This is a genomic window from Streptomyces altiplanensis, from assembly GCF_053591575.1.
Genome location: NZ_JBSFUB010000026.1, coordinates 32,838 through 55,033, shown reverse-complemented (window position 1 = coordinate 55,033; position 22,196 = coordinate 32,838). Strand labels below are relative to the sequence as shown.

Here is a 22,196-nt window from a genome sequence, read left to right as displayed (position 1 = left end):
TGTCGTGGGGCGAAGTATCCACGAAGGTGAACACGCAGTCCAGGACACCTTCGTGGGGTTCCCTGGCAGTGCCGCACGCTCCCCGGGGCCGTACCGCCCCGGCGGGCTACCATCACCTTCACGCACGTCTGGCACGAAGGAGTCCGGCCGCATGTCCAAACACGAGCGGTGGAGCGCGCTGCTGGAACTGCTGGCCGCCGAGGGGAGGCTGGAGGTCGAGGAGGCCGCCACCACCCTGGAGGTCTCCGCCGCGACGATCCGCCGGGACCTCGACGAACTCGCGGAGCAGCAGATGCTCGTGCGGACCCGCGGCGGCGCGATCGCGCACGGCGTCTCGTACGAGCTGCCGCTGCGCTACAAGTCCTCCCGGCACGCGTCCGAGAAACAGCGGATCGCCGCGGCCGTGGCCGACCTGGTCGCCGACGGGGAAGTGGTGGGCCTCAACGGCGGCACGACCACGACGGAAGTGGCGCGGGCCCTGGCGCTGCGGACCGGCACCGGACTGCGCGACACGGCCACCGCCCCCACCGCCGGTTCCGTCCCCGCCCCCGTCGGACCGGTCCTGACCGTGGTCACCAACGCGCTCAACATCGCGGGCGAGCTGGCGGTGCGGCCGCAGATCAAGATCGTGGTCACCGGCGGGGTGGCCCGCCCGCAGACGTACGAGCTGGTCGGGCCGCTGACCATGGGCGTACTCAACGAGGTCGTGCTGGACGTCGTCGTCCTCGGCGTCGACGGGGTGGACCCGGACCTGGGCGTCATGGCGCACCAGGAGGACGAGGCGAGCGTCAGCCGGCTGTTCGCCGAACGCGCGCACCGGGTGATCGTGGTGACCGACTCGTCCAAGATGGGCAAGCGTGCCTTCGCCCGGATCTGCGGGCTGGACCGCATCGACGTCCTGGTGACCGACTCCGCCGTCTCCGCCGAGGCGACGGGCCGCCTCACCGACGCCGGAATCAAGGTGATCGCCGTCTGAGGACGGCGCGGCGGGCGTGTCGTCGAAGGCCGGACGGGCTCGTCCGTGCCGTGTGCGGCGGGCTTCGGCCCGTCCGGCGGTCGCGGGCCGGGGCCCGGGGCGGCGCCCCGCGGGGGTCGCCGCCCCTACACGGTCAGGGCGCGATCGCCATGTCGAAGATGTGGACGTTGGCGTTCGAGGGCAGGACCACGAACTCGACCGTCTTGGCCGGATCCAGCGGGACCGAGTGCGCGAAGACGCTGTACTTCACGTCGGCGTTGCCGTATCCGTCCTGCCGGTTGCGGCCGTCGGTCGACTTGACCAGCGTCGCGCCGTGCGCGGTGACCGGATCGAACGACCAGTTGGGGAAGCCGAACGTCCCCGTGCCGGACGACCCGTCGGTGTAGTGCACCGTGGCGCTGCCCGTGGCGGCGCTGGTGACGCCGGAGCCGAGGAACACCAGCTTGCCGCCCTTGCCGCCCAGCGCGACGGCCTGCCCGGAGCCCGCCACGTTGTCCTTCGTGCCGGCCGGCACGTCCGGCCAGGTCAGCTCGGCCCCGAGGGCGTCGACCTTCGCCCCGGGCGTCAGGCCGACGGCCGCCAGCTTCTGCGCCGAGAAGCTGTTGCCCCCGCCGTCGTAGTCACCGGCCCGCGTCGCGGACTCGTCGGTGATCGCCACGTTGTTGTACGCCGCCGACAGGCTCGCCCACGGTGTTCCGCTGCGCTCGGCGCGGGTGCCGGTGGCCGTGCCCTCGCCGTCCCCGCCCCGGTACGTCGCGGTCGCCGTGAACGTACGGATCACGAGCCCGGGCCGCTTCTCCGGCACCTGGATCCGGAACGTCACGTCGGCCGAGGCGCCCGTCGCGAGGGAGCCGTCCACGGCGCGTACGGACGGCTGGACCGCCCACCCGGCCGGCCCGGCGAACGACACCTTCAGCGAGCGCATGCGCTGCGGACCGCCGTTCCTGACGGTCACCTTCACCGTCGAGACGGCCGGGCCGTCGAGGTCCACGGGGGAGATGCCCACCTCGGTCCCGGCCGAAGCCGGTTCCTGCGGCGCGGCCGCCACCGCCGGGGCGGGGACGAGCAGGACCGCTCCCGCCACCGCCGCGGCCAGGGCCCTGAGCGGACTGACCGGTCGTGCTGGTCTCATGACCTGCTTCTCCTTCACGTCCTCAGGAAACGGGGGGCATCTCGGTGGTGCGCGAGTCCAGGCCGGAACGCAGATTGACCCAGCCGCCCCGCGTGAAGTCCGGTATCGCGACCGGACGCCCCTTGTTCGCCAGGGACATGACGCTCAACGGAACCGGCGCGCACCAGGCGGCCGAGTCGTACACGTCGATGTCCGGGACCAGCCCCGCCCGCATCAGCTGCACCGTGCGCCATTGCAGGACGTAGTCCATGCCGCCGTGGCCGCCGTTGTTCGCGGCGTCGTCGCCGATCTTCTTCCACAGCCAGTGGTCGAACTCCTTGCGGTAGGCGTCGAAGGCCCGCCAGGAGTGGCCGCCGTGGTCCGGCTCGACGTAGATGCGGCCGCCGCCGGCCGACGAGACGCCGGCGTAGTCCTCGAAGATGCCGCGGCTGCCGGCGAGGGAGTTGATGCGGCTGTACGGCCGGGGCGAGCTCACGTCGTGCTCGGCCCGGATGACCCGGCCCCTGGCCGTGTCGATCAGGCACGTGACCAGGTCGCCGTTGACGTACGTCTCCCGCCACGAGGGGTGCGACTTCGGGACGAAGCGCTCGCGGTAGTCGGCGAGACCCTTCGGCTCGGTCGCGGTGGCGCGCAGCACGGTCATCCGGTCGCCGCGGTTGATGTCCATGGCCGCCGCGACCGGGGCGAGCCCGTGCATGGCGTAGAAGGACGCGGTGGAGCGGGTGTGCCAGAGCCGGCGCCAGGAGTCCGTGTAGTACGTGTCGGAGAAGAGCAGGGCGCGCAGGTCGTGCAGGTAACCGCCGTGGCCGTTGGTGACGTCGCCGAACAGGCCCTCGTGCGCCATCTTGAGCGTGGCCAGCTCATTGCGGCCGTAGCTGCAGTTCTCGGACAGCATCAGGTTCCTGCGGGTGCGCTCCGAGGTGTCCACGAGGTCCCACAGCTCGCGCAGCTCGGTCGCGACGGGCAGCTCGACGACGACGTGCTTCCCGGCCAGCAGCGCGGCCTTGCCCTGCTCGTAGTGGAACTCCCACGGCGTCGCGATGTACACGAGGTCGATGTCGTCGCGCTTGAGCATGTCCGCGTACGAGTCGGCCGAGCCGCCGTACTCGGCGGGGCGGGGCCTGCCCTTGGAGACCAGCTGGTCGGCCGTGCGCTTCGCGCGGTCGGCGCGGATGTCGCAGACGGCGGTCACGACGCAGCCGGGGACCGCCGACCAGCCGGGGGTCATCCCGGAGCCCCGGTTGCCGAGCCCGATCACCGCGACACGGACCGTCCGGTGGACCTCGAAGGGCACGTTGATCATGGACTTCTGACCCGGTCTGCGGCCGGGCGCCGCGGCGGACGCGTCGGACGCGTCGGAGGCGGCGGACGAGGCCGCCGCCGACGCGCTCCCGGCCGAGCCGATCCCGGCGGCGAGCGCTCCGGTGGCCAGCGTTCCTCCGAGTAGCAAGCGACGTGAGACTGCGGGGATTTCGGGCATGGCGACAACGCTCCTCGTGACGTGACCGGCATCACTTGCGGGGTCGACTCTGGCCGGGTCGCCAGTTACATGTCAATAGGTGTTCGCAGGAACGGTGTTACGAACAGAAACAAGCATCCGGCGGCGTGGAGGCGGCCGGACGAAGGTGTATCCAGGTACACCCGCACAGGGTGTGTACGGCCATCGGCACGGCCCGCCCCCGTCCGTAGCGTCCTTTCCGACGGCACCAGCAGGTGCCACGAGGGAGTGATGACGATGTTCCGGTCCCGCCGCGCGAAGCAGGAGCGCACCCGCAGGCAGGCAGCCCGCGGTCCGGCAGCCGAGGCCCTGCGGCTCGTATCGGTCGGCAAGGTGTACGGGACGGGCGGGAGCGCCGTGACCGCGCTGGACGGGGTGACGCTGAGCCTGGGGGCGGGAACCTTCACCGCCGTGATGGGGCCCTCCGGGTCCGGGAAGTCCACCCTCCTTCAGTGCGCGGCGGGCCTCGACCGGCCGGACACCGGGCAGGTCGTGGTCGACGGCGAGGAGATGACCGGCTCCACGGAGGCCGAGCTGACCAGGTTCCGGCGGCAGCGGATCGGCTTCGTCTTCCAGCAGTACAACCTGCTGCCCACCCTCACCGTCGCGCAGAACACCACCCTGCCGCTGAAGCTCGCCGGCCGCCGCGTCGACCGGGACCGGGCGCGCGAGATCCTCACCGAGGTCGGCCTGGGCGAGCGCCTCGGCCACCGCCCCGACCAGCTGTCCGGCGGCCAGCGCCAGCGCGTCGCCATCGCGCGGGCGCTGGTCACCGAACCCAGCGTGGTCTTCGCCGACGAACCGACCGGCGCGCTGGACACGCGCAGCGCGCGCGACGTCCTGCGGCTGCTCCAGGATGCGGTACGCGTCCACGGCCGCACGGTGGTGATGGTGACGCACGACCCGGTGGCCGCCTCCTACGCGGACTCCGTGCTCTTCCTCGCGGACGGCCGGCTGGCGGGGCACCTGAACGCGCCGACCGTGGACGCGGTCGCGGAGCGGCTCGCGCACCTGGGCGACCGCGTGCACGGCGACGTGCACGACGTGCCGGCGGGGGTGTGAGCGGGATGTTCGCACTGGCCATGAGCTCGGTCCGCCACCGCCCCGGGCGCCTCGTCGCGACGCTGCTGTCCGCCTTCCTGGGGGCCGCGATCATCATGACGTTCCACTCGCTGCACGACACGGCGGGGGCCGAGGGCGTCGACGACGTCAGCGCGGAGTCGATGACCACCACGGCCGCGGTGGTCGGCGGCTACGGATCGCTGCTGGTGTTCTTCGCCGTCGCCTCCACGCTCACCGTGAACGTACGGCAGCGGAGCGCGGAGATCGGCCTGCTGCGCAGCACGGGGGCGACCCCGGCGCAGATCAAGCGGATGGTGCTCGGTGAATCGGCCGTGGTCGCCCTGGGCGGGGCGGCACTGGCGGTCGTCCCCGCGGTGTTCGCGGGGCGGGCGCTTCTGGGGATGTTCCAGGACAGTGGGCAGGTCGCCGGCGGCGTGGAGCACGTCTTCGGTCCCGTCGCGCTCGTGTCCGGCGCCGCCGTCACCCTGCTGGCCTCGGTGGGCGCCGCGTTCCTCGCGGTCCGCCGGGCGACCCGGGCGCCGGGTGCGGGCGACCCGGGTGTGCGCGAACCGGGCGGGCGGGTGCGGAAGTTCGCCGGATACGGCGCGCTCGCGGCCGGTACGGGCTCCGTGCTCACCACCTTCGCCATGGACGGCGCCGACCCCCTGACGATGGCGCCGGCGGCGTACGGCGCGATCCTGCTCGCCGTGGGCTTCGCGCTCTTCTCGCCGGCGCTGCTCCGGGCGGCCGCGGGCCGGCTGGGACGGCCGGCCGAGGCCCTCGCCGGGGCGAGCGGCTATCTGGCGGTGCGCACCATGCGCCGCCGCGCCGGGGAGCTGTCGGGCGTACTGGTGCCGCTGGTTCTCTTCACCGGCATGGCGACGGCGACGCTGTACATGCAGGCCGTCGAGAGCGACGCGGTCACGGCGTCCGGCCTCACCAGGTCGGTCGAGGACAAGAACCTGGAAACCCTGAACCTCGTGGTCGTCGGCATCGTCGTGGTCTTCTCCTGCGTCATGCTGGTCAACAGCCTGTACGCCGCCACCTCCTACCGGAGCCGGGAGTTCGGCGGGCAGCGGCTCGCCGGAGCCACCCCCGGGCAGGTGCTGGGGGCGGTCGGCTGCGAAGGGCTCGTGCTGACGGTGACCGGGGTCTTCTTCGGCACGGCGGCGGGGTTCGCCGGGGTCCTGCCGTTCACGTACGCCCGTACCGGCAGCGTCCTCCCCGGCCAGGGGCCCGGGATCTGGCTCGCCGTCGTGGCGGTCGCCGCCGCGGTGACGCTGGGCACCAGCCTGGGGACGGCCCGCCGGACGCTGCGCACGCCGGCGGTGGACGCGGTGGCGGTGGCTGCCTGAGCGCACCGGAGTCCGGGCCGGCGGGCCGCCGGCCCGGACTCCTTCCGTCTCCCGTGCGCGAGCCGTCTCCTGTGCCCGAGCCGTCTCCTGTGCCCGAGGTGTCAGAGTCCGTCGCCTCAGGCCGGGGCCGGCATGGCCGCCGGGGCCAGCACCACGAATTCGGCGCCGGACGGGTCGTGGCAGACGGCCAGCCGTCCGATGTCCTCGGCGTCCTCCGGCCCCATCTGCACGCTGCCGCCGCCGCTGGTGACCTTGGCGACCGTCGCGTCGCAGTCCTCGACCGCGAAGACCGGGTGCCAGTAGGGCTTGCCGCCGTTCGGCGCGAGTGCGTCCGGGGGGAGCTGCATGAGGCCGCCGTGCATGCGCTCCGGGGGGAGGCCGGGGGGAACGATCATCGAGTACGTCCCGCCCCCGCCCGGGAGTTCCATGTCCTGCGTCTCCCAGCCGAAGAGGCCGCCGTAGAACTGCTTCGCCGCGGCCGAGTCGGTGGTGTAGAGCTCGGTCCAGCACAGGCTGCAGGGCTGGTCGGTGATCTCCATGCCCCGGGTCCTGCCCGGCTGCCAGACGGCGAACTGACCGCCCTGCGGGTCGGTGTACTGAGCCATCCGCCCCTCGCCGTCGGCGTCCATCGGGGCGACCCGCACCGTGCCGCCCGACCGCTCCACGGCCTCGGTGGTGGCGTCGGCGTCCGGGGTGCAGAAGTAGATCATCCAGGCCGACCGGGCCCCTTCCTCGGTGAGCGGGCCGATTCCGGCGACGGTCTTGCCGTCCTGTTTGAAGAAGCCGAAGTCGGCGGCGTCCGGGGCTTCGGCGTCGGCGGTGTAACTCTGGAACTGCCAGCCGAACACCGAGCCGTAGAAGGCGGTCGTGGCGGGTACGTCGGGGGAGCCGAGGTCGATCCAACAGGGGGAACCGGGCACGAAGTCAGTGGTGATCATGGTGTTTCCTCTCGTCGCAGATCCTCGTAAATCCTCGTAAAGCAGCCTGTCATCCGTCACTGACAACCGCCTGTCGGCTTTCTCAGATCGTGCGGCCGGGGGACAGCGCCTGCTCGATCTGCCGGGCGACCTCCGGACCCGGCAGGGCCCGGCCCTCCTTGTCGAAGGCGTGCAGGGAGCGGCCGTTCAGGCGCAGGGACGGCGTGCCGCGCACGCCGCTGCGGTCGAAGGCGTCGGCCACCGCCGCCGCCCACGGGAGGTAAGCGCCGTTCTCGACCGCCTGCTTGAACGCTTCGGAGGGCAGGCCGGCGACCGTTCCGGCGACCACCAGCAGATGGGCCGTGTCGCCGTACGCGTCGTCGCTCTCGGCGGGCTGGTTCGCGTACAGCGCCTCGTGGAGGCCCTTGAACACGGCCTGCCCCTCGTCGGCCGCCGCGCCCAGCGCGCCCAGGGCCAGCCGCGAGCCGCGGCCGCCCAGCGAGGCGTCGAGGAAGGTGGCGAAGTGGTATTCGAGGCGCAGCCGGCCGTCGTCCGCGAAGGCGCGGATCGCGGCGCCCGAGGACCGTTCCATGGCCGCGCAGTACGGGCAGCGCGGGTCCTCGTACACGGAGAGGACCGGCACGTCGTCGCCGTCTGGGCCGTACGGGACGACGAGCCCTCCCGGACCGGTCGTGTGGTCCGGCACGGCTGCCAAGACCCCTGCGGCACCGGGCCCCGGCGGGGGCGTGCGGCTCATGGCGCTTTTCCTCCGTACCCCTCGGATCGTCCCTCTCGAGCGGTCCCGTCCAGCTACGCACGAAGGGGCGCGCGCCGCATCATTTCGTCCGGGGGGCCCGGCGGGGCGTGGCTCTCCGGGCCCTGCTCACCGGGCCCTGCTCTCACCGTGTCTCGCGGTGACGGTGAAGCACAGGGCGAAGTGATCGAGGGTGTACGGCAGCGGACGGCCGGGACGCAGCCGCGCCGGACCGTGCAGCCAGAAGTCGTGACGCTCCATGAGCGCGGCGACGAGCGTCGACGTGACGAGGAGGGCGAGGTCCTCGCCGGGGCACACGCCGGGCCCCGAACCGAACGGCACCAGCGCGGGGCCGGTGTGCGCCGTGCCGTCCAGCCAGATCTCCGGTACGAAGCGGTCGCCGTACGCGGCGGATCCGTCCCGGTGGAAGAAGGGGGCGTACACCAGGAACACCGTGCCCGCGGGCAGGACGGCCCCCTCGCCCCACCGCGTCTGCCGGGTGCTCTCGCGCAGCAGGAACGGCGTCGTCGGCCACAGCCGCACGGACTCCAGGACGCACGCGCGGGTGTAGGGAAGCAACTGCGGCCGCGACAGGTCGGGTACGGCCAGTTCGTTGTGGACCTGCTGTTCCTGCGCGGGATGGGTGGCCAGCAGGGCCAGCGCCCGTACGGCCGCCGCGCCCGCCGCGTCGAACGCGGACAGCCAGTGCGCCATCTGGTCCGCCGGGTCCGCCGGGCCGGGGCCCGGCCCGGCGGCGGCCCGCGCCGCCGCCCCGGCGAGGCTGCCCGGCTCCGCCCGGTCCAGGTGAGCGCGCAGCCGGCCGGGCCGGCCGGTGAGCGCGGTGTCGTCGCGCGCCGCGTCACCGAGGAGGACACGGCGTACGGCCCGCCACCAGGCGGCGCCGAAGGCGTCCTGGTCCAGCCGGCCGGCATGGGCGCCGGCGCTGTCGAGCAGTTCGCCGGCCTCCTCGCGGACGACGCGTACGAACCGGGGGGCGAGGTGGTGGAGGTGGTGCCCGGTCTCCAGGGCCTTCTCGCCGAAGGCCCGGCGTGCCGCGCGTTCCGGACCCGTGGAGAACGGCACGCCGTGCGGCCGCACACGGCCGAACGGGCCGTACTTCTCGTGGGCCACCGGGCCGAACGGCTCCGGGGTCCCCTCCAGGACGCGGCCCGCGTCCTCGGCGCGCAGGGGGAGCGCGATGTCCCGGCCGGCCGGGCGCAGATGCAGCGGGCCGGGACCGTACCGCGCGCGCAGATGGTTCAGGAACTCCACCGCGCGGCGGTCGCTGTCGAGGCGGGCGGCGAGCGCCAGGCCCTGCCGGCGGCGCCCGGTGATACCGCCACCACCGCTGTCGCCGCCACCGAAACCGCCACCGAGGAGCATCGGCAGGGCCGCCCGGACCGCGAGCCGGGCGGTGTCCCGGCCGGACACGCGGGCGGGGACCGACGCGTGACGCCCGGCCCCTGCGGCCCGTCCCGCCCCTTGCGTATGTCCGGCTCGTCCGGTCCGGGCCATCCGGCGGCTCCTTCGGTGCGGGCCGGCCTCAGTGCTGGTTCTCGGCCTGGAACATCCAGCGCTGCTTCTCGAGCTCCGCGGTGAGGCCGATGAAGATGTCCTGGGTCACGGGGTCGGCCTTCTCGGTCGCCTCGATCCGCTCCCGCATCCTGAGGCCGACGGTGCCGAGCGCGTCGACGATCAGGGTCACGACGTCGTTGTCCTGGTTCCAGCCGTTCGGGGGCTCGGGAAGCTCGCTGGTCTTGGCGACCGTCCCGGCCCGGCCGTCCGGTGCGACGCCGATGGCCGACGAGCGCTCGGCGACCACGTCGGCGTACGAACGGGCGAAGGACACCACCTCGTCGAGCTGGAGGTGGATGGACCGGAAGCGCGGGCCCACGATCGTCCAGTGCGCCTGCTTGGCCAGGAGCGACAGGCCGAGCAGATCCACCAGCGCGCCCTGGAGGGCGTCCGCGGTGGTCTGGCGGGCAGCTTCGGGCAGGGTGCTCTTCAGGGCGGTCATGCAGTAGCTCCTTCTCGATGCTCTGTCGTCTGTCGTCTGTCGTCTGTCGTCTGTCGTCTCTGTCGTCTGTCGTGTCGTCCGTCTTCACTTGCGGCCCGGCCGGACCGGCCGTCCCTCCTCACCGGTCCGCCGACGCCCGCAGGCGCCCGGCGTCATGCCGGCTGCCGGCGAGTCAGCCGCCGGGGCCTCCGCTGCCGAACGAACCGCCGGAGTTCTCACTCCACTGCCGTCGCTCGTGGGGGTCCTTGTCGCTGTGCTTGCCGGACGCGTTCCCGGTGTTCCTGAGCTCGTGCGGCAGGAGCCGCCTGCCTTCCGGAGGCACCACCTCGTCGGGCTCCCGGTACTCCACGTCCTCGGGCAGCTCCGCGTCGGGCGGGCGGTGCGGCTGCTCCTCGGGCGTAGGAGGAGCCGACTCACGACTTCTGATGCGGATGCCCCACCACACGGCAGCGGTCAGAGCGGCCACGACGGCCAGACCCGCGATGAACGGCGCGATGCCGACGACCAGGTCACTCGCGGCCACGGGGTCCGTGAGCCCTGCGATTCCACTGGCTCTTGTGCTCTGGAATGCGCTCATGCGCGGCGAGTACCCACGGGCGCCCGACTCATGAGCTTTCGTACAGGTGAAACATTTCCTCACTTCGCGTCGGCATAGCACTCCACGACCGCCGTCGTGAAGGGGAAGCGCACCGGCGTCTGCCCGAAGGCGGCCCGTCCGGCCAGATCACCGGCCGCGCGGATCGCCTCCGCGACCGCCTCCGCCTCCTCGGCGGGACAGTGCACGATCACCTCGTCGTGCTGGAAGAAGACCAGCTCCGCCCGGAGCCCCGCCGCCCGCAGACTCTGCCGCAGCGCCGCCGTCATCAGCAGCGCCCAGTCGGCGGCGCTGCCCTGCACCACGAAGTTCCGGGTGAAACGGCCCCGCGCGCGGGCGTTCACCGACGCGTACCCCGGCGTGAACCCCCCGTCGCGCGCCGCCGCCACCGGTGTGTCGTCGTCCTGCGGAATGCCCGCCTCGCCGTTGCTGTCACCGTCGTCGCCCGACCCCGCGGCCGGCGGGCACGTCCGCCCCAGCCAGGTCCGTACGAGCCGCTTCTCCTCGCCCGCGCGCGCCGCGTCGTCCACGTACGCGACGGCACGCGGGAAGCGTCTTCGCAGCGCCGCGAGGTTCTTCAGGCCGTCCCCGGAGGTCTGCCCGTACACCGCGCCGAGCACCGCGAGCTTCGCCATGTCGCGGTCACCGGCGAACGCCCGGTCCGACACCGCCTTGTAGAGGTCGCCGGGCCAGCCCGCCACCTCCATCAGTCCCGGGTCGCGCGAGATCGCGGCCAGGACGCGCGGCTCCATCTGGTCCGCGTCGGCCACCACGAGCCGCCAGCCGTCGTCGGCGATCACCGCACGCCGGATCACCTTCGGGATCTGGAGCGCGCCGCCGCCATGGGTGACCCACCTGCCCGTGATCGTCCCGCCCGGCAGGTACTGGGGCCGGAAACGGCCTCCGCGCACCCAGTCCTGGAGCCAGCCCCAGCCGTGCGCCGTGTAGATCCGGTACAGCTTCTTGTACGCGATGAGCGGCTCCACCGCCGGATGGTCGATCTCCTTCAGCTCCCACCGCCGCGTCGACCCGACCTTGATCCCGGCCTGCGCGAACGCCTTGATCACATCGGCGGGCAGCTCCGGCCGCACGCGCCGCCCGAAGGCCGCCGACACCTGGTCCGTCAGCTCCGCCAGGCGCCGCGGCTCGCCGCCGCCCGCGTACCGCTCGCCGAGCAGCTCCTCCAGCAGCGCCCGGTGGACGTCCGCCCGCCACGGCAGCCCCGTCCGGTTCATCTCGGCGGCCACCAGCATCCCCGCCGACTCGGCGGCCGTCAGCAGCCGCATCCGGCCGGGGTGCTCCGCCGCGCCGTGTCTGCGCTGCTGATCGGCGTACACCTCCAGCAGGTCCTCGAACGGCACCGCCACCGGCTGCGGCTCGAAGAGCGAGGACTGCGAGCCGGGCTCGGCGGCGCGCTGCGGCGGATCGGGCGGTACGGGCAGGCCGTGCAGCCGCGCCCGGGCCGCCGCCGCCGAGTGCGGCTCGCCGTGCCGCCCCTCGTGGCCGAGCAGCAGGGACTCCGCGTCCTCGATGTCGTAGCACCGCCCGACCCGCACGCCGGCGGCGAGCAGGTGCGGATAGATCCCGGCGGTGGACCGCCACACCCACCGCCCGACCTCGGGCCGGGAGCCGACCGCGGCCACGAGATCGGGCTCTTCGCGCACGTCACCGGCCGGCCGCCCGTCCCGCCCCAGCGGCACGAGCAGCGCCCCACCCCCGTCCGTCGCGGCGACGGCCCAGCGCTCGCTCATGGGTGCGAGTCTGGCACCCGGCACTGACAACGGCCGTGCGCCGGCGGGGTCCGAAGCGGGTCGCGGCGCCCGGTCAGGCCGCCCGCAGCGTGTGCGCCAGGGCGGCGGCCTCACCGCGCGTGCTGACGCTCAGTTTGCTGAGGATGTTCGCCACGTGGAACTTCACCGTGGACTCGCTGATGTGCAGCTCCTGCGCGATGGCCCGGTTCCGGTGCCCCCGCGCGAGATGTGCGAGGACCTCCCGTTCGCGCGCCCCGAGCGCCGCCAGCGAGTCGGCGGGCGCGGCCTCCGGCGCACCCAGCGGGAGGACCGCCGTGACCGTGGTGCCCCAGCCGGGCACCGCGTCGACGTCCAGGCGGCCGCCGAGCGCGGCGAGCCGTTCGCCCACGCGGTGGACGGTGACGGCGTCGCGGGACAGGTCGCCGGGGCCGTCGTCCCGCACGGTCGCGCGCAGTTCGGTGCCCGAGGAGCCGTTCACGCCCCCGTCGCCGATCTGCCAGCCGACGTGGACGCGGCCCAGCGGATCCTGTTCCAGTACGGCGAGGACCACGGCCCGTACGACCGCACGCGCCGCGTGCACGACGTCGGCGGCCAGCGGACGGCTGTCGCCGGGCGGGCCGAGTTCCAGCCGGACCGGCCCGTGGCTCAGCAGCGGACGCAGCGATTCCGCCAGCCGGGCGAAGGCCTGGTCGGCGGGCTCTTCGGCGACGGCCTGGTCCCGTTCCGCTGCGGCGCGCAGCTCGACCAGCGAGGTCACGGCGAGCTCGGTGGCGTGGGCACGGGCCGCCGTGTCGTCGAGGCCGCGGCTGCGCAGTACGCCCAGCAGGGCGGTCAGGGCCGCGGCGTGCGCCTCGCTCAGCTCGGCGATGGCGCGCGCCCGTTCGTCGGCGGCGGTGCGCGACTGGGCGAGCGGGCCGGGCACGGCCTCGGTGGAGAGGCGGTCCGGATGGCCGGTGACGAGGTCCCAGAACGCCTGGACGGCGGTGGCGTCGGCCTCCGGAACCGGGGCGTCCTCCGTCCGTACGAGCACGAGCAGCGCACCGCGGGCCGTCGCGTCGCCGGCCACGGCCAGTACGGGACGCTCCTCCCCGGCGATACGGGCGTGCCCCTGCCAGGGCCGCCCGGCCCGCACGCCGGCGGCGATCGCCGCCAGCTCGGAGCCGGTGATGCGGCCCGCGAGCCCCGGCTCGCCGTGCGCCTCGAAGGGGGAGTGCGCGCGAGCGCCGGGCAGCTCGGCGAAAGCGCGGTGCGGGACGAGCCCGCCCAGCACGGCCGACAGCCTCCCGTGCGCCTGCCCCAGCGGCGCGCCGATCACCTCGGCGGCAGCGGCGGGGGCGGCGTTTCCTGTGTTTCTGTCGGCCTTCGGCTCCATGGCAGACAGCGTAAGACGGCGTTCCCACCCGCCTGCCCGCCTTCCGGACAGGTGGAACCGGCCAAAAGGCGGGCCCTGTCTGGGCACGGCAGGGTCGACGCCGAGAGGGCGGGTGACGATCCCCACAGAGGAGAGACCGTGGACGTGGTCGTTTTCGACGGGTTCGGCGGCCCCGGAGTGCTGCGGCTCACAGAGACCGAGGAGCCGTGCACCGGCCCCGGCCAGGTGCGGGTGAAGGTACGGGCGGCGGCACGGCCCGCCCGCAGGACCGGCTGGCCGAGGACGCCCGGCCGGCGGCGGACGGAGCGCTGCGGCTGACGGTGGCGAAGACGTTCCCGCCGGCGCAGGCGCACGAACTGAGCGAGTCGGGACACGCGGACGGCAAGGCGGCGCCTCTCCTCCCCCGACGGGACGGCTCTCCCCGCGTTCGTGGTTCCTGTGCGTGACTGGGACCATCGTCGGTGGCGGCGCGCGGTCGCGTAAGGAGGCACTCCCATGTCAGCGGGGCACAGGAAGACAACCACCGGATCCGTGACCGGCTGCGGCGAACCGCGGGAGGGCCACGGAATCCCGGCCGTCGCCGGACCGGCAGCGGGAGCCCGCTGATGGAACAGATCGAGAAGGCGGTCGCGGCAGCGGTGTACGCCGAGGACGACGCGGGCCTGGACCTGGGGGCCTCCCTGGTCGCCGCCGCGCCCTGGCCCGAAGCGGGCCGTGAGCTCCTGCGCCGGGGCGAGGAGTCCGTACGCCGGGCCTGGGAGCGCGGCTGGCAGCCCGCCGACGTCGTCCGCGTCGTCCGGCGCGACCTCGACGACCTGCACGTGCGCCTGACGGCCGACCTGATCGCGGCCGAGAACCGCAGGTACGCCACCACGGCCCCCCGCTGGGAGGCGCAGCTGCGCGACCTGGCGGCGACGGAGCCCTGGTGGGGCAGCGACGACCGTTACGCCGACGCGCTCGCCGCCCGCGAGCGGACGGACCGCTTCTCCCTCGCCACGGCCCTCCTCGAACTCTTCCGCCTCCTGATCCGCCTCCCCGCGATCGAGCCGGTGGGCCCGCCCCCGGGCGAACCCGTCCACGCACGCCCGCACGCGCCCACCCCCGACGAACCGCGCATGCTCACCCGCATCCGCGCGCTGCTGGCCAAGGCGGAGGCCACCGACTACCCCGACGAGGCGGAAGCCCTGACCGCCAAGGCGCAGGAGCTGATGGCACGCCACAGCATCGACGCCGCACTGCTCGCCGCCCGGGGCCACACCGGTGACGCGCCGGCCGCCTGCCGGATCGGCGTCGACGCCCCGTACGAGACGGCCAAGGCGATCCTCCTCGACGCCGCCGCCTCCGCGAACCGCTGCCGCGCGGTATGGAACAGCGCCCTGGGCTTCTCCACGGTCATCGGCTTCGAACCCGACCTCGAAGCCGTGGAGCTGCTCTACACCTCCCTCCTCGTGCAGGGCACAACGGCGATGACCCGCGCGGAGGCGGCCCAGCGCGCGGCCGGCCGCAAGCGCACGAAGGCATTCCGCCAGGCGTTCCTGACGGCGTACGCGAGCCGGGTGGGCCACCGCCTGTCCGAGGCGACGCAGCACGTGACCGAGGAGGCCGGGGGTTCGCTGCTGCCGGTGCTGGCGGCGCGGGACGTGGCGGTGGAGGACCGCGCGGAGCGGATGTTCCCGCAGACGACGTCGACGCGGGTACGGGGCGTCAACGACCACGCGGGCTGGGAACACGGCACGGCCGCCGCCGACCAGGCGAAAATGCCCGGCCGCCCGGGCCTCACCCCCTGACCCGCGGCCCGCCCCCACCGGCACGGGAAACCAGCGCCCGGCCCGCACTGCGCCCACCCGGGGGCGCCCCCCGGCCCCCCGGCCCCCCGGCCGAAGGCCCGGGGACTGCCCGCCCCCGCCCAGCCCCCACGGCGCCGGACGGCGAAGGGCCGCGGCCCCGTGAGGGAACCGCGGCCCGCGCGCAGCCCGGCCCGGCCGGCGGGCCGACCGGCCCACCGACCGTCAGGAACCCGGCAGCTTCGGCATGTCCGTGGGAATCCCCTCCGGCAGCGTGCCGCCGGCGGACTTCCTGAAGGAGTCCTTGAGCCCGCTGTCCCACTTCACCGTGAGGGTGCCGCCGTCGGCCCCCGGCGTGACCAGCCCGGCCGTACGGTCGGTGTTGCCGTCGGCGCACCTCAGGTCCAGCGTCACCGTGTCCTCCTTGTTGACCTTGCCGGAGCAGACGTGCTCACCCGCGACGGCCGCGTCGGAACCCTGGACGATCAGTGCGACGACCTTGCCGTCGGTCGTCGCGATCCAGGACCCGGTGACGTCCGCCGACGCCCCCGCCCCCTGGCCGCCGCCGGACGGCGTGCTGCTCTGCCCGGTGCTGCCGCCCTTGTCCTCGTCCTTGCCGCCGTCCGTGCCGCCGCTGTCACCACTGCAGCCGGTCAGGACGAGGGCGGCAGCGACGGCCGCCGCCGCGACGGTGGTACGTACGTACTCACGCACTCCGGGCTCCCCAGTTTCGTCAGGTCAGAACGCGCCAAGCTACCAGGAGGACTTGCGCACACCGGGGAGGAAACCGGCGTGTGCCTGTTCCCGCACCCGGACCCGCGACAGCCCGAACTTCCTGAGGTGGCCCCGGGGCCGGCCGTCCACGCTGTCCCGGTTGCGTACGCGCGTCGGGCTCGCGTCGCGCGGCTGACGGGCCAGCTCCTCCCGCGCCGACCGGCGTTCGGCCTCGCTCGTCCCGGGCCTGCGGAGGATCTCCTTCAGCTCCGCCCGCCGCACGGCGTACCGCTCGACGACGGCCTTGCGCCGCTCATTGCGGGCGATCTTGCTCTTCTTCGCCATCAGACCTTCACCCCCCGGGCGCGGATCCGGGCCACGGCCGCCTCGACGCCGATCACGTCGACGGTCTTGACCGCCCTGGCGCTGAGCGTGAGGCGCACATGGCGGCCCTCGCTCGCCAGCCAGTAGCGCTTGCGCTGGATGTTCGGGTCGAAGCGGCGGGAGGTGCGCCGGTGCGAGTGGGAGATGCGGTTGCCGAATCCCGGCACGGCGCCGGTCAGCTGGCAGTGGGCGGACAAGGTGCGATCACTCCTTTTTGAAAATGAGAACCATTTCCATATACTAACCACATGGCACGCAACGAAATCCGCCCGATCATCAAGCTCAGGTCCACGGCGGGGACCGGCTACACGTACGTGACCCGCAAGAACCGCCGCAACGACCCCGACCGCATGACGCTCCGCAAGTTCGACCCGGTGGTCCGCCGCCACGTCGACTTCCGCGAAGAGCGCTGACCGGCACGGCACCACGCGCTGGCCGGCACCACGGCCTGACCGAACCAACCGCACCAGCCACACCAGAAGGGGGCATCACGCCATGAAGCCCGGAATCCACCCGCCGTACGGCCCCGTCGTCTTCCGCGACAAGGCCGGCGGCTTCGCCTTCCTCACCCGCTCCACCATGACCGGCGACAAGACGGTGGAGTGGGAGGACGGCCGCACGTACCCCGTCGTCGACGTGGAGATCTCCTCGCGGAGCCACCCCTTCTACACGGGGACGGCGCGCGTACTGGACACCGCCGGACGCGTGGAGCGCTTCGAGCGCCGTTACGGGGCGGAGAAGAGGTGAGCGGGAAGGCATCGAAGCTGCCGGTCGTCATCGTCGGCGGGCTGCACTCCGACGCCCGCAAGGAGGTCGTGGAGCAACTGCTGAGCAGGGTCCCCGGCAGCGTCGCCCTGCACCACGACCTCTCGACCGCGGCCGAAGGGACGGTACGCCGCACCGTCCGCGACGCCGGGGGCATATGCGCGTCCGGCGAGGCGCCGCTGGTCAACGACTGCGCCTGCTGCGCGCTGCGCGAAGACCTCGTGCCCGAGCTGGAGCGGCTGGCCGGCGGCGGGCTCACCCGCCTCGCGGTCGTCGAGCTGTGGGACTCGGTCGAGCCCAAGGCGATGGCCGAGGTCGTCGTCGCGCACGGTGGGGACGTACTCGACCTCACCGCCGTCATGACCGCCGTCGACCCCGCGCTGCTCCTGCCCTACCTCGGCTGCGGCGACGACCTGGCGGAGGCCGGCCTGGCCGCGGCCGCCACCGACCGGCGGACGGTCGCCGACACCTGGGCGCGGCAGCTGGAGTACGCGCCCGTCCTGGCCGTCGTGGACAGCGAGGAGGCGGACGAGCAGGACGAGGCGCTGCTGGCGCAGCTGCACCCGACGGCCCGCCGGGTCCGGGCCGCCTCGGACGAGCCGGCCGAGGCGGCCTTCGCCGGCTTCGACATCGAGGCGGCGGCCGACCGTCAGCACCCGGCGTGCGCGCTGCTTCCGCAGGACGCGGACGACAAGGGCGTCTCCACGCTGGTGTGGCGCCGCCACCGCCCCTTCCACCCGGAGCGGCTGTACGCGGCGCTGGAGGACCTGACCTGCGCCGCCGCCCGCAGCCGGGGCCGCTTCTGGCTCGCCGACCGGCCGGACACGCTGATGGCGTGGGACGCGGCGGGCGGAGCGCTGTGCGTGGAGAGCGCGGGGCCGTGGCTGGCGTCGCTGCCGGACGCCGCGTGGGAGATGGTCCCGCCGGTCCGCAGGGCGGCGGCCGCACTCGACTGGCACCCCGAGCACGGGGACTGCTGCCAGCACCTGGTCTTCACGTCCCCCGGGCTCGACCGCGACGGACTCGAAGGGCTCCTCGAATCCTGCTTGCTGACCGACACCGAATACGCGGCGGGGCGTGATGCGTGGAAGCGCCTGCCGTCCGCTTTTGATTCCCTCCTGGAGGCGTGATGTCCCGTCCGTTCCGAGGTAATGACCCCCGCAAATCCGCCGGGTCCCGCCCCAATCCGCTGGACGAGGCGGGTATTACGTACATTGACTACAAGGACACCGATCTGCTGCGGAAATTCATTTCGGATCGCGGGAAGATCCGCAGCCGCCGTGTGACAAGGGTCTCGGCCCAGCAGCAGCGGCAGCTGTCACGGGCCGTCAAGAACGCCAGGGAGATGGCCCTTCTGCCGTACTCCTCGCGCTGAGCGGAAGATCTGTAACCGAGGGAACACCCCGCGTGCACGTGCATCTGCCCATGCATCAGCAAGTGAACAAAGCTATGATCCGGGGCAGTTGACATCTGCACTTTCCGGGAGCGACCTGTGCACCACGCGTACAACGGCATGGCGGCCACAGAGCTTCACGGGGTGGTCTGGCAGAAGAGCAGGCACAGCAACTCGCAGGGCTCCTGCGTGGAGTTCGCCAAATTGCCGGGCGGGAATGTGGCGGTCCGCAATTCGCGCCACCCGGACGGGCCCGCTCTCGTCTACACGCCCGCCGAGATCGAGGCGATGCTGCTCGGCATCAAGGACGGCGAGTTCGACCACCTGACAGCCGGCGGCTGACCGGAAACCACCGGTCGCCGGCCGCCAGCCGTCGGACATCGGCCGCAGGACACCGGTCGACCGCCGCGGCGGTCACGGTCTCCGCCGCTACTGCTCGGTTCTCAGGCGGAACAGCGCCCAGACGACCTTGCCGCTCGGCCTCCCGGCGAGCGGGTGCCAGCCCCAGCTGTCGCTGAACGAATCCACCAGGAACAGGCCGCGCCCCGACTCGGCGGAGAAGTCGTCCGTCTCACGTGTCACCGGACTCTCGTCACTGGGGTCGCGCACCGCGCACACCAGGCGCGAGGTCCAGCGCATCAGGTGCAGCCGTACGGGCGGATCCTGCTCGTCCGTACGCGGGACGTCGGCCGGCAGGGCGTGCCGCAGCGCGTTGGTGACGAGTTCGGAGACGACCAGGGCCACGTCGTCGAAGCGCTCGCCGAGCTCCCACTGGGCCAGCGTCGACTTGGTGAACTGCCGTGCTCCGCCCACCGCTTCGTACCTGGCGGGCAGCGCGCAGGAGGCCGAGCTGGAGACCGCCCCGGGGTCGATGGGCGGAAGGCCCTGCCTTAAAGGCTCGAACGGCTCGAGCACGGTCGATCCATTCGTCCCCATGCGAGGCACTCCCGGGATTCGCGGTCGTTGCGATACAGCGGTAGTGATGCGGCGGTAGTACGGCGTCAGCACGAAAGAGCATGCAGGTGCGCGCGGACCATGGTTCCGAATGCGTACGGCAGATGCAAGGGCAGATGCACGTGCACGTGCCGGACCTGTCCGGCCCCGTGGCGGTTCTTGCGCATTTCTTCCCCTGTCCTCTTTCGGCGCCTTGTGCAGCTCTTGCCGTTTCCGTAATCGGATGAGTACGGGGTGAAGCATTTTGATGGCAGACTGCGCCTCTCGGGGCCCGGGGGGAGGGCTTCCGCTGCCGACTGTCGGACTGGGGAGGGCCGGAGAAGTGACCGCAGGCGAGTCGAGCGGCTCCGTGGTGCGGCGCATCCTGCTGGGGTCCCAGCTCAGGCGGTTGCGCGAGTCGCGTGGTGTCACCCGCGAGGCGGCCGGCTACTCGATCCGAGCGTCCGAATCGAAGATCAGCCGCATGGAGTTGGGACGGGTGAGCTTCAAGGCCAGAGATGTCGAGGACCTGCTGACCCTCTACGGCGTCACGGACGCGGCGGAGCGCGAGTCTCTGCTGAGCCTGGCGCGGGAGGCCAACGTGGCGGGCTGGTGGCACAGTTACGGCGATGTGCTGCCCGGCTGGTTCCAGACGTACATCGGGCTGGAGGGCGCCGCCTCCCTCATCCGGATCTACGAAGTCCAGTTCGTGCACGGTCTGTTGCAGACCGAGAGTTACGCCCACGCGGTCGTCTCCCGCGGCATGCCCCACGCGAGCGCCGCCGAGATCGACCGCAGGGTCGCTCTGCGCCTGGAGCGCCAGAAGGTGCTCGTGTCCGAGCGCGCGCCGCACTTCCACGCCGTGCTCGACGAGGCCGCGCTGCGCCGCCCGTACGGCGACCGGGCCGTGATGCGGAACCAGTTGAAGCACCTCATCGAGGTCTCGGAGCAGCCGAACATCACGCTCCAGGTCATGCCGTTCAGCTTCGGCGGCCACGCGGGCGAGAGCGGCGCGTTCACGATGCTGCGGTTCCCCGAGTCGGACCTCTCGGACCTCGTCTACCTGGAGCAGCTCACCAGCGCGCTCTATCTGGACAAGCGCGAGGAGGTCGCCCAGTACGAGCGGGTGATGGAGCGGCTCCAGAAGGACAGTCCGAGCCCCGCCGAGACCCGGGACGTGCTCCGTGGTCTGCTCCAACTGACGTGACCCACCAGTAGGATGACGTTCCGACAGGAGTCCGCACCTGCTCACCCTGCAGTAAGGGATCGCATGTCCTTCTTCACCGACCTGGCCCACCAGTACATCGACGGCGAGTGGCGGACCGGCAGCGGCTCGTGGGACATCATCGACTTCAATCCCTACAGCGGGGAGAAGCTCGCCGCGATCACGGTGGCCTCGGTGGACGAGGTCGACGAGGCGTACCTGGCGGCGGAGCGCGCGCAGCCCGCCTGGGCCGCGTCGAGCGCGTACCGCAGGAGGGACGTCCTCGAACGCGCCCTGCGGATCACGGAGGAGCGGGAGGAGGAGATAGCCCGGGCCATCACCGACGAGCTCGGCGGCACGCGGCTGAAGGCGTCGTACGAGATCGGCCTCGCCAAGGAGTTCCTGCGCGAGGCGATGCGGACGGCACTGCGCCCCGGGGCGAGCATCCTGCCCTCGCCCGTGGAGGGCAAGGAGAACCGCGTCCACCGGCTGCCGGTCGGCGTGGTCGGGGTCATAAGCCCCTTCAACTTCCCGTTCCTGGTGACGCTCAAGTCGGTCGCCCCCGCGCTGGCGCTCGGCAACGCGGTCGTGATCAAGCCGAACCAGAACACCCCCGTCGTCGGCGGCGGCCTGATCGCCAGGATCTTCGAGGACGCCGGGCTGCCGGCCGGGCTGCTCAACGTGCTGGTCACCGACATCGCGGAGATCGGTGACGCGCTGATAGAGCACCGGGTGCCGAAGGTGATCTCCTTCGCCGGCTCCGACAAGGTGGGGCGGCACGTCGCCTCCGTCGCCGCGAGCCACTTCAAGCGCGCGGTGCTCGAACTGAGCGGCAACAGCGCGCTGGTCGTCCTGGACGACGCGGACGTCGACTACGCGGTGGACGCGGCGGTCTTCAGCCGCTTCGTGTACCAGGGGCAGGTCTGCATGGCCGCCAACCGCATCCTGGTGGACCGGTCGGTCGAGGCGGAGTTCACGGAGAAGTTCGTCGCGAAGGTGCGGTCCCTGGTGACCGGCGACCCGGCGGACCCCGGGACCCACATCGGCCCGGTCATCAACACCTTCCAGGCGGACGCCCTGACGGCTCTGGTGGAGCAGGCGCTCGCGGAGGGCGCGACCGCGCTCGTGCGGGGGGCCACGCGCGGCAACCTCGTCGAGCCGACCGTACTGGGCGGCCTGCCGGCCGGCTCCTCGGTCCTGGAGCAGGAGATCTTCGGGCCCGTGGTGCTGCTGCTGCCCTTCGACGGCGAGGAAGAGGCCGTACGGATCGCCAATGACAGCCAGTACGGGCTGAGCGGGGCGGTGCACACGGGGAACCTGGAGCGGGGCGTGCGGTTCGCCGAGCGGATCGAGACCGGGATGATCCACATCAACGACTCGACCGTCCAGGACGAACCGCAGGTGGCCTTCGGCGGCGAGAAGCTCTCGGGAATCGGGCGGCTGAACGGGGAGTCGGCGGTGGAGGCGTTCACCACCCAGAAGTGGATCTCGGTGCAGCACGGCCGGACGAAGTTTCCCTTCTGACGCGGCCCGTTGCGGACAGAACCTGTCCGCGACGATGCATAACGTGGTTCTTGTCAGCAGGGCGGC

The 22,196-nt window shown here is 72.7% G+C and carries 25 protein-coding genes; 12 read left to right on the top strand and 13 right to left on the bottom strand.

The genetic code is table 11. From position 1 onward, the window contains the following. Positions 1 to 151 precede the first annotated feature (151 nt). Positions 152 to 976 (top strand): DeoR/GlpR family DNA-binding transcription regulator, encoded by an 825-nt coding sequence (locus tag ACWD0Y_RS14845; protein WP_450260736.1) that lies wholly within the window; start codon positions 152 to 154, stop codon positions 974 to 976. Between the two features lie 133 nt (positions 977 to 1,109). Here the strand turns inward: ACWD0Y_RS14845 and ACWD0Y_RS14840 are convergent, their stop codons facing one another. Further along, positions 1,110 to 2,108, bottom strand: coding sequence for an NEW3 domain-containing protein (locus ACWD0Y_RS14840; RefSeq protein WP_450260735.1), 999 nt, complete (start codon positions 2,106 to 2,108; stop codon positions 1,110 to 1,112). A 22-nt stretch (positions 2,109 to 2,130) separates the two neighbouring features. Continuing rightward, on the bottom strand, positions 2,131 to 3,588 hold the full coding sequence (locus ACWD0Y_RS14835; RefSeq protein WP_450260734.1) for a Gfo/Idh/MocA family protein: 1,458 nt from the start codon (positions 3,586 to 3,588) through the stop codon (positions 2,131 to 2,133). A gap of 249 nt (positions 3,589 to 3,837) precedes the next feature. Here ACWD0Y_RS14835 and ACWD0Y_RS14830 point away from each other — a divergent pair, with 249 nt between their 5' ends. Further along, a complete protein-coding gene (locus ACWD0Y_RS14830) occupies positions 3,838 to 4,668 on the top strand; it encodes an ABC transporter ATP-binding protein (protein ID WP_450260733.1) in 831 nt (276 codons plus the stop codon). A 5-nt stretch (positions 4,669 to 4,673) separates the two neighbouring features. Next, positions 4,674 to 6,023, top strand: a complete 1,350-nt coding sequence (locus ACWD0Y_RS14825; protein WP_450260732.1) for an FtsX-like permease family protein — start codon at positions 4,674 to 4,676, stop codon at positions 6,021 to 6,023. A gap of 116 nt (positions 6,024 to 6,139) precedes the next feature. On the opposite strand, the gene ACWD0Y_RS14820 is transcribed toward ACWD0Y_RS14825, so the two are convergent. The 7 genes from ACWD0Y_RS14820 to ACWD0Y_RS14790 all read right to left on the bottom strand — a co-directional run bounded on the left by ACWD0Y_RS14820 (position 6,140) and on the right by ACWD0Y_RS14790 (position 13,429). Beyond that, the gene (locus ACWD0Y_RS14820; RefSeq protein WP_450260731.1) at positions 6,140 to 6,961 is read right to left on the bottom strand and encodes a VOC family protein; all 822 of its coding nucleotides are present in this window, start codon (positions 6,959 to 6,961) and stop codon (positions 6,140 to 6,142) included. An 82-nt stretch (positions 6,962 to 7,043) separates the two neighbouring features. Further along, positions 7,044 to 7,697, bottom strand: a complete 654-nt coding sequence (locus ACWD0Y_RS14815; protein ID WP_450260730.1) for a DsbA family protein — start codon at positions 7,695 to 7,697, stop codon at positions 7,044 to 7,046. 126 nt (positions 7,698 to 7,823) lie between these two features. Further along, complete coding sequence (locus ACWD0Y_RS14810; RefSeq protein ID WP_450260729.1) at positions 7,824 to 9,125, bottom strand: cytochrome P450; 1,302 nt, start codon at positions 9,123 to 9,125, stop codon at positions 7,824 to 7,826. Positions 9,126 to 9,237: 112 nt separating this feature from the next. Next, a complete protein-coding gene (locus tag ACWD0Y_RS14805) occupies positions 9,238 to 9,711 on the bottom strand; it encodes a Dps family protein (protein ID WP_093799772.1) in 474 nt (157 codons plus the stop codon). A gap of 172 nt (positions 9,712 to 9,883) precedes the next feature. After that, entirely contained in the window at positions 9,884 to 10,288 is a 405-nt protein-coding gene (locus tag ACWD0Y_RS14800) for a DUF6479 family protein (RefSeq protein WP_450260728.1), read from the bottom strand. A 59-nt stretch (positions 10,289 to 10,347) separates the two neighbouring features. Further along, positions 10,348 to 12,057, bottom strand: coding sequence for a bifunctional 3'-5' exonuclease/DNA polymerase (locus ACWD0Y_RS14795; RefSeq protein ID WP_450260727.1), 1,710 nt, complete (start codon positions 12,055 to 12,057; stop codon positions 10,348 to 10,350). 73 nt (positions 12,058 to 12,130) lie between these two features. Further along, positions 12,131 to 13,429, bottom strand: a complete 1,299-nt coding sequence (locus ACWD0Y_RS14790; RefSeq protein ID WP_450260726.1) for a LuxR C-terminal-related transcriptional regulator — start codon at positions 13,427 to 13,429, stop codon at positions 12,131 to 12,133. A 138-nt stretch (positions 13,430 to 13,567) separates the two neighbouring features. Between ACWD0Y_RS14790 and ACWD0Y_RS14785 the strand changes: the two genes are divergently transcribed. Together ACWD0Y_RS14785 and ACWD0Y_RS14780 are read left to right on the top strand one after the other, a co-directional pair. Beyond that, on the top strand, positions 13,568 to 13,747 hold the full coding sequence (locus ACWD0Y_RS14785; RefSeq protein ID WP_450260725.1) for a hypothetical protein: 180 nt from the start codon (positions 13,568 to 13,570) through the stop codon (positions 13,745 to 13,747). 287 nt (positions 13,748 to 14,034) lie between these two features. Continuing rightward, a complete protein-coding gene (locus ACWD0Y_RS14780) occupies positions 14,035 to 15,216 on the top strand; it encodes a DUF2786 domain-containing protein (protein ID WP_450260724.1) in 1,182 nt (393 codons plus the stop codon). 222 nt (positions 15,217 to 15,438) lie between these two features. On the opposite strand, the gene ACWD0Y_RS14775 is transcribed toward ACWD0Y_RS14780, so the two are convergent. The 3 genes from ACWD0Y_RS14775 to rpmB are packed head-to-tail and all read right to left on the bottom strand — an operon-like array spanning position 15,439 to position 16,508. Beyond that, entirely contained in the window at positions 15,439 to 15,927 is a 489-nt protein-coding gene (locus tag ACWD0Y_RS14775) for a hypothetical protein (protein ID WP_450260723.1), read from the bottom strand. A 39-nt stretch (positions 15,928 to 15,966) separates the two neighbouring features. Further along, positions 15,967 to 16,272: a 30S ribosomal protein S14 gene (gene rpsN / locus ACWD0Y_RS14770; protein WP_450260722.1), complete on the bottom strand. Its 306-nt coding sequence runs from the start codon at positions 16,270 to 16,272 to the stop codon at positions 15,967 to 15,969. After that, on the bottom strand, positions 16,272 to 16,508 hold the full coding sequence (gene rpmB / locus ACWD0Y_RS14765; protein WP_093799765.1) for a 50S ribosomal protein L28: 237 nt from the start codon (positions 16,506 to 16,508) through the stop codon (positions 16,272 to 16,274). The genes rpsN and rpmB overlap by 1 nt, the downstream gene beginning before the upstream one ends. Positions 16,509 to 16,559: 51 nt before the next feature. On the opposite strand from rpmB, the gene rpmG reads away from it, so the two are divergent. The 5 genes from rpmG (at position 16,560) to ACWD0Y_RS14740 (ending at position 18,811) form a co-directional block, all read left to right on the top strand. Further along, positions 16,560 to 16,724, top strand: a complete 165-nt coding sequence (gene rpmG / locus ACWD0Y_RS14760; protein WP_450260721.1) for a 50S ribosomal protein L33 — start codon at positions 16,560 to 16,562, stop codon at positions 16,722 to 16,724. Between the two features lie 82 nt (positions 16,725 to 16,806). Then, a complete protein-coding gene (locus ACWD0Y_RS14755; protein ID WP_450260720.1) occupies positions 16,807 to 17,058 on the top strand; it encodes a type B 50S ribosomal protein L31 in 252 nt (83 codons plus the stop codon). Next, the gene (locus tag ACWD0Y_RS14750; protein WP_450260719.1) at positions 17,055 to 18,206 is read left to right on the top strand and encodes a CobW family GTP-binding protein; all 1,152 of its coding nucleotides are present in this window, start codon (positions 17,055 to 17,057) and stop codon (positions 18,204 to 18,206) included. Before ACWD0Y_RS14755 ends, ACWD0Y_RS14750 begins: the two co-directional genes overlap by 4 nt. Further along, positions 18,206 to 18,451 carry a 30S ribosomal protein S18 gene (gene rpsR, locus ACWD0Y_RS14745; RefSeq protein ID WP_450260718.1) on the top strand — a complete coding sequence of 82 codons (246 nt, stop codon included), beginning with the start codon at positions 18,206 to 18,208 and terminating at the stop codon, positions 18,449 to 18,451. The genes ACWD0Y_RS14750 and rpsR overlap by 1 nt, the downstream gene beginning before the upstream one ends. 117 nt (positions 18,452 to 18,568) lie before the next feature. Next, a complete protein-coding gene (locus tag ACWD0Y_RS14740) occupies positions 18,569 to 18,811 on the top strand; it encodes a DUF397 domain-containing protein (protein WP_189715548.1) in 243 nt (80 codons plus the stop codon). 87 nt (positions 18,812 to 18,898) lie between these two features. On the opposite strand, the gene ACWD0Y_RS14735 is transcribed toward ACWD0Y_RS14740, so the two are convergent. Further along, positions 18,899 to 19,405, bottom strand: a complete 507-nt coding sequence (locus tag ACWD0Y_RS14735) for an ATP-binding protein (RefSeq protein ID WP_450260717.1) — start codon at positions 19,403 to 19,405, stop codon at positions 18,899 to 18,901. A 340-nt stretch (positions 19,406 to 19,745) separates the two neighbouring features. Between ACWD0Y_RS14735 and ACWD0Y_RS14730 the strand changes: the two genes are divergently transcribed. Beyond that, positions 19,746 to 20,609 (top strand): helix-turn-helix domain-containing protein, encoded by an 864-nt coding sequence (locus ACWD0Y_RS14730; protein ID WP_450260716.1) that lies wholly within the window; start codon positions 19,746 to 19,748, stop codon positions 20,607 to 20,609. A gap of 63 nt (positions 20,610 to 20,672) precedes the next feature. Further along, positions 20,673 to 22,130 (top strand): aldehyde dehydrogenase family protein, encoded by a 1,458-nt coding sequence (locus ACWD0Y_RS14725; protein ID WP_450260715.1) that lies wholly within the window; start codon positions 20,673 to 20,675, stop codon positions 22,128 to 22,130. Positions 22,131 to 22,196 lie beyond the last annotated feature (66 nt).

What these genes read in the sequence shown, in the direction of transcription:
- ACWD0Y_RS14845 (WP_450260736.1), top strand. Translation starts at nt 152, where the DNA reads ATGTCCAAACACGAGCGGTGGAGCGCGCTGCTGGAACTGCTGGCCGCC.
- ACWD0Y_RS14840 (WP_450260735.1), bottom strand. Translation starts at nt 2,108, where the DNA reads ATGAGACCAGCACGACCGGTCAGTCCGCTCAGGGCCCTGGCCGCGGCG.
- ACWD0Y_RS14835 (WP_450260734.1), bottom strand. Translation starts at nt 3,588, where the DNA reads ATGCCCGAAATCCCCGCAGTCTCACGTCGCTTGCTACTCGGAGGAACG.
- ACWD0Y_RS14830 (WP_450260733.1), top strand. Translation starts at nt 3,838, where the DNA reads ATGACGATGTTCCGGTCCCGCCGCGCGAAGCAGGAGCGCACCCGCAGG.
- ACWD0Y_RS14825 (WP_450260732.1), top strand. Translation starts at nt 4,674, where the DNA reads ATGTTCGCACTGGCCATGAGCTCGGTCCGCCACCGCCCCGGGCGCCTC.
- ACWD0Y_RS14820 (WP_450260731.1), bottom strand. Translation starts at nt 6,961, where the DNA reads ATGATCACCACTGACTTCGTGCCCGGTTCCCCCTGTTGGATCGACCTC.
- ACWD0Y_RS14815 (WP_450260730.1), bottom strand. Translation starts at nt 7,697, where the DNA reads ATGAGCCGCACGCCCCCGCCGGGGCCCGGTGCCGCAGGGGTCTTGGCA.
- ACWD0Y_RS14805 (WP_093799772.1), bottom strand. Translation starts at nt 9,711, where the DNA reads ATGACCGCCCTGAAGAGCACCCTGCCCGAAGCTGCCCGCCAGACCACC.
- ACWD0Y_RS14800 (WP_450260728.1), bottom strand. Translation starts at nt 10,288, where the DNA reads ATGAGCGCATTCCAGAGCACAAGAGCCAGTGGAATCGCAGGGCTCACG.
- ACWD0Y_RS14795 (WP_450260727.1), bottom strand. Translation starts at nt 12,057, where the DNA reads ATGAGCGAGCGCTGGGCCGTCGCCGCGACGGACGGGGGTGGGGCGCTG.
- ACWD0Y_RS14790 (WP_450260726.1), bottom strand. Translation starts at nt 13,429, where the DNA reads ATGGAGCCGAAGGCCGACAGAAACACAGGAAACGCCGCCCCCGCCGCT.
- ACWD0Y_RS14780 (WP_450260724.1), top strand. Translation starts at nt 14,035, where the DNA reads ATGGAACAGATCGAGAAGGCGGTCGCGGCAGCGGTGTACGCCGAGGAC.
- rpsN (WP_450260722.1), bottom strand. Translation starts at nt 16,272, where the DNA reads ATGGCGAAGAAGAGCAAGATCGCCCGCAATGAGCGGCGCAAGGCCGTC.
- rpmG (WP_450260721.1), top strand. Translation starts at nt 16,560, where the DNA reads ATGGCACGCAACGAAATCCGCCCGATCATCAAGCTCAGGTCCACGGCG.
- ACWD0Y_RS14755 (WP_450260720.1), top strand. Translation starts at nt 16,807, where the DNA reads ATGAAGCCCGGAATCCACCCGCCGTACGGCCCCGTCGTCTTCCGCGAC.
- rpsR (WP_450260718.1), top strand. Translation starts at nt 18,206, where the DNA reads ATGTCCCGTCCGTTCCGAGGTAATGACCCCCGCAAATCCGCCGGGTCC.
- ACWD0Y_RS14735 (WP_450260717.1), bottom strand. Translation starts at nt 19,405, where the DNA reads ATGGGGACGAATGGATCGACCGTGCTCGAGCCGTTCGAGCCTTTAAGG.
- ACWD0Y_RS14725 (WP_450260715.1), top strand. Translation starts at nt 20,673, where the DNA reads ATGTCCTTCTTCACCGACCTGGCCCACCAGTACATCGACGGCGAGTGG.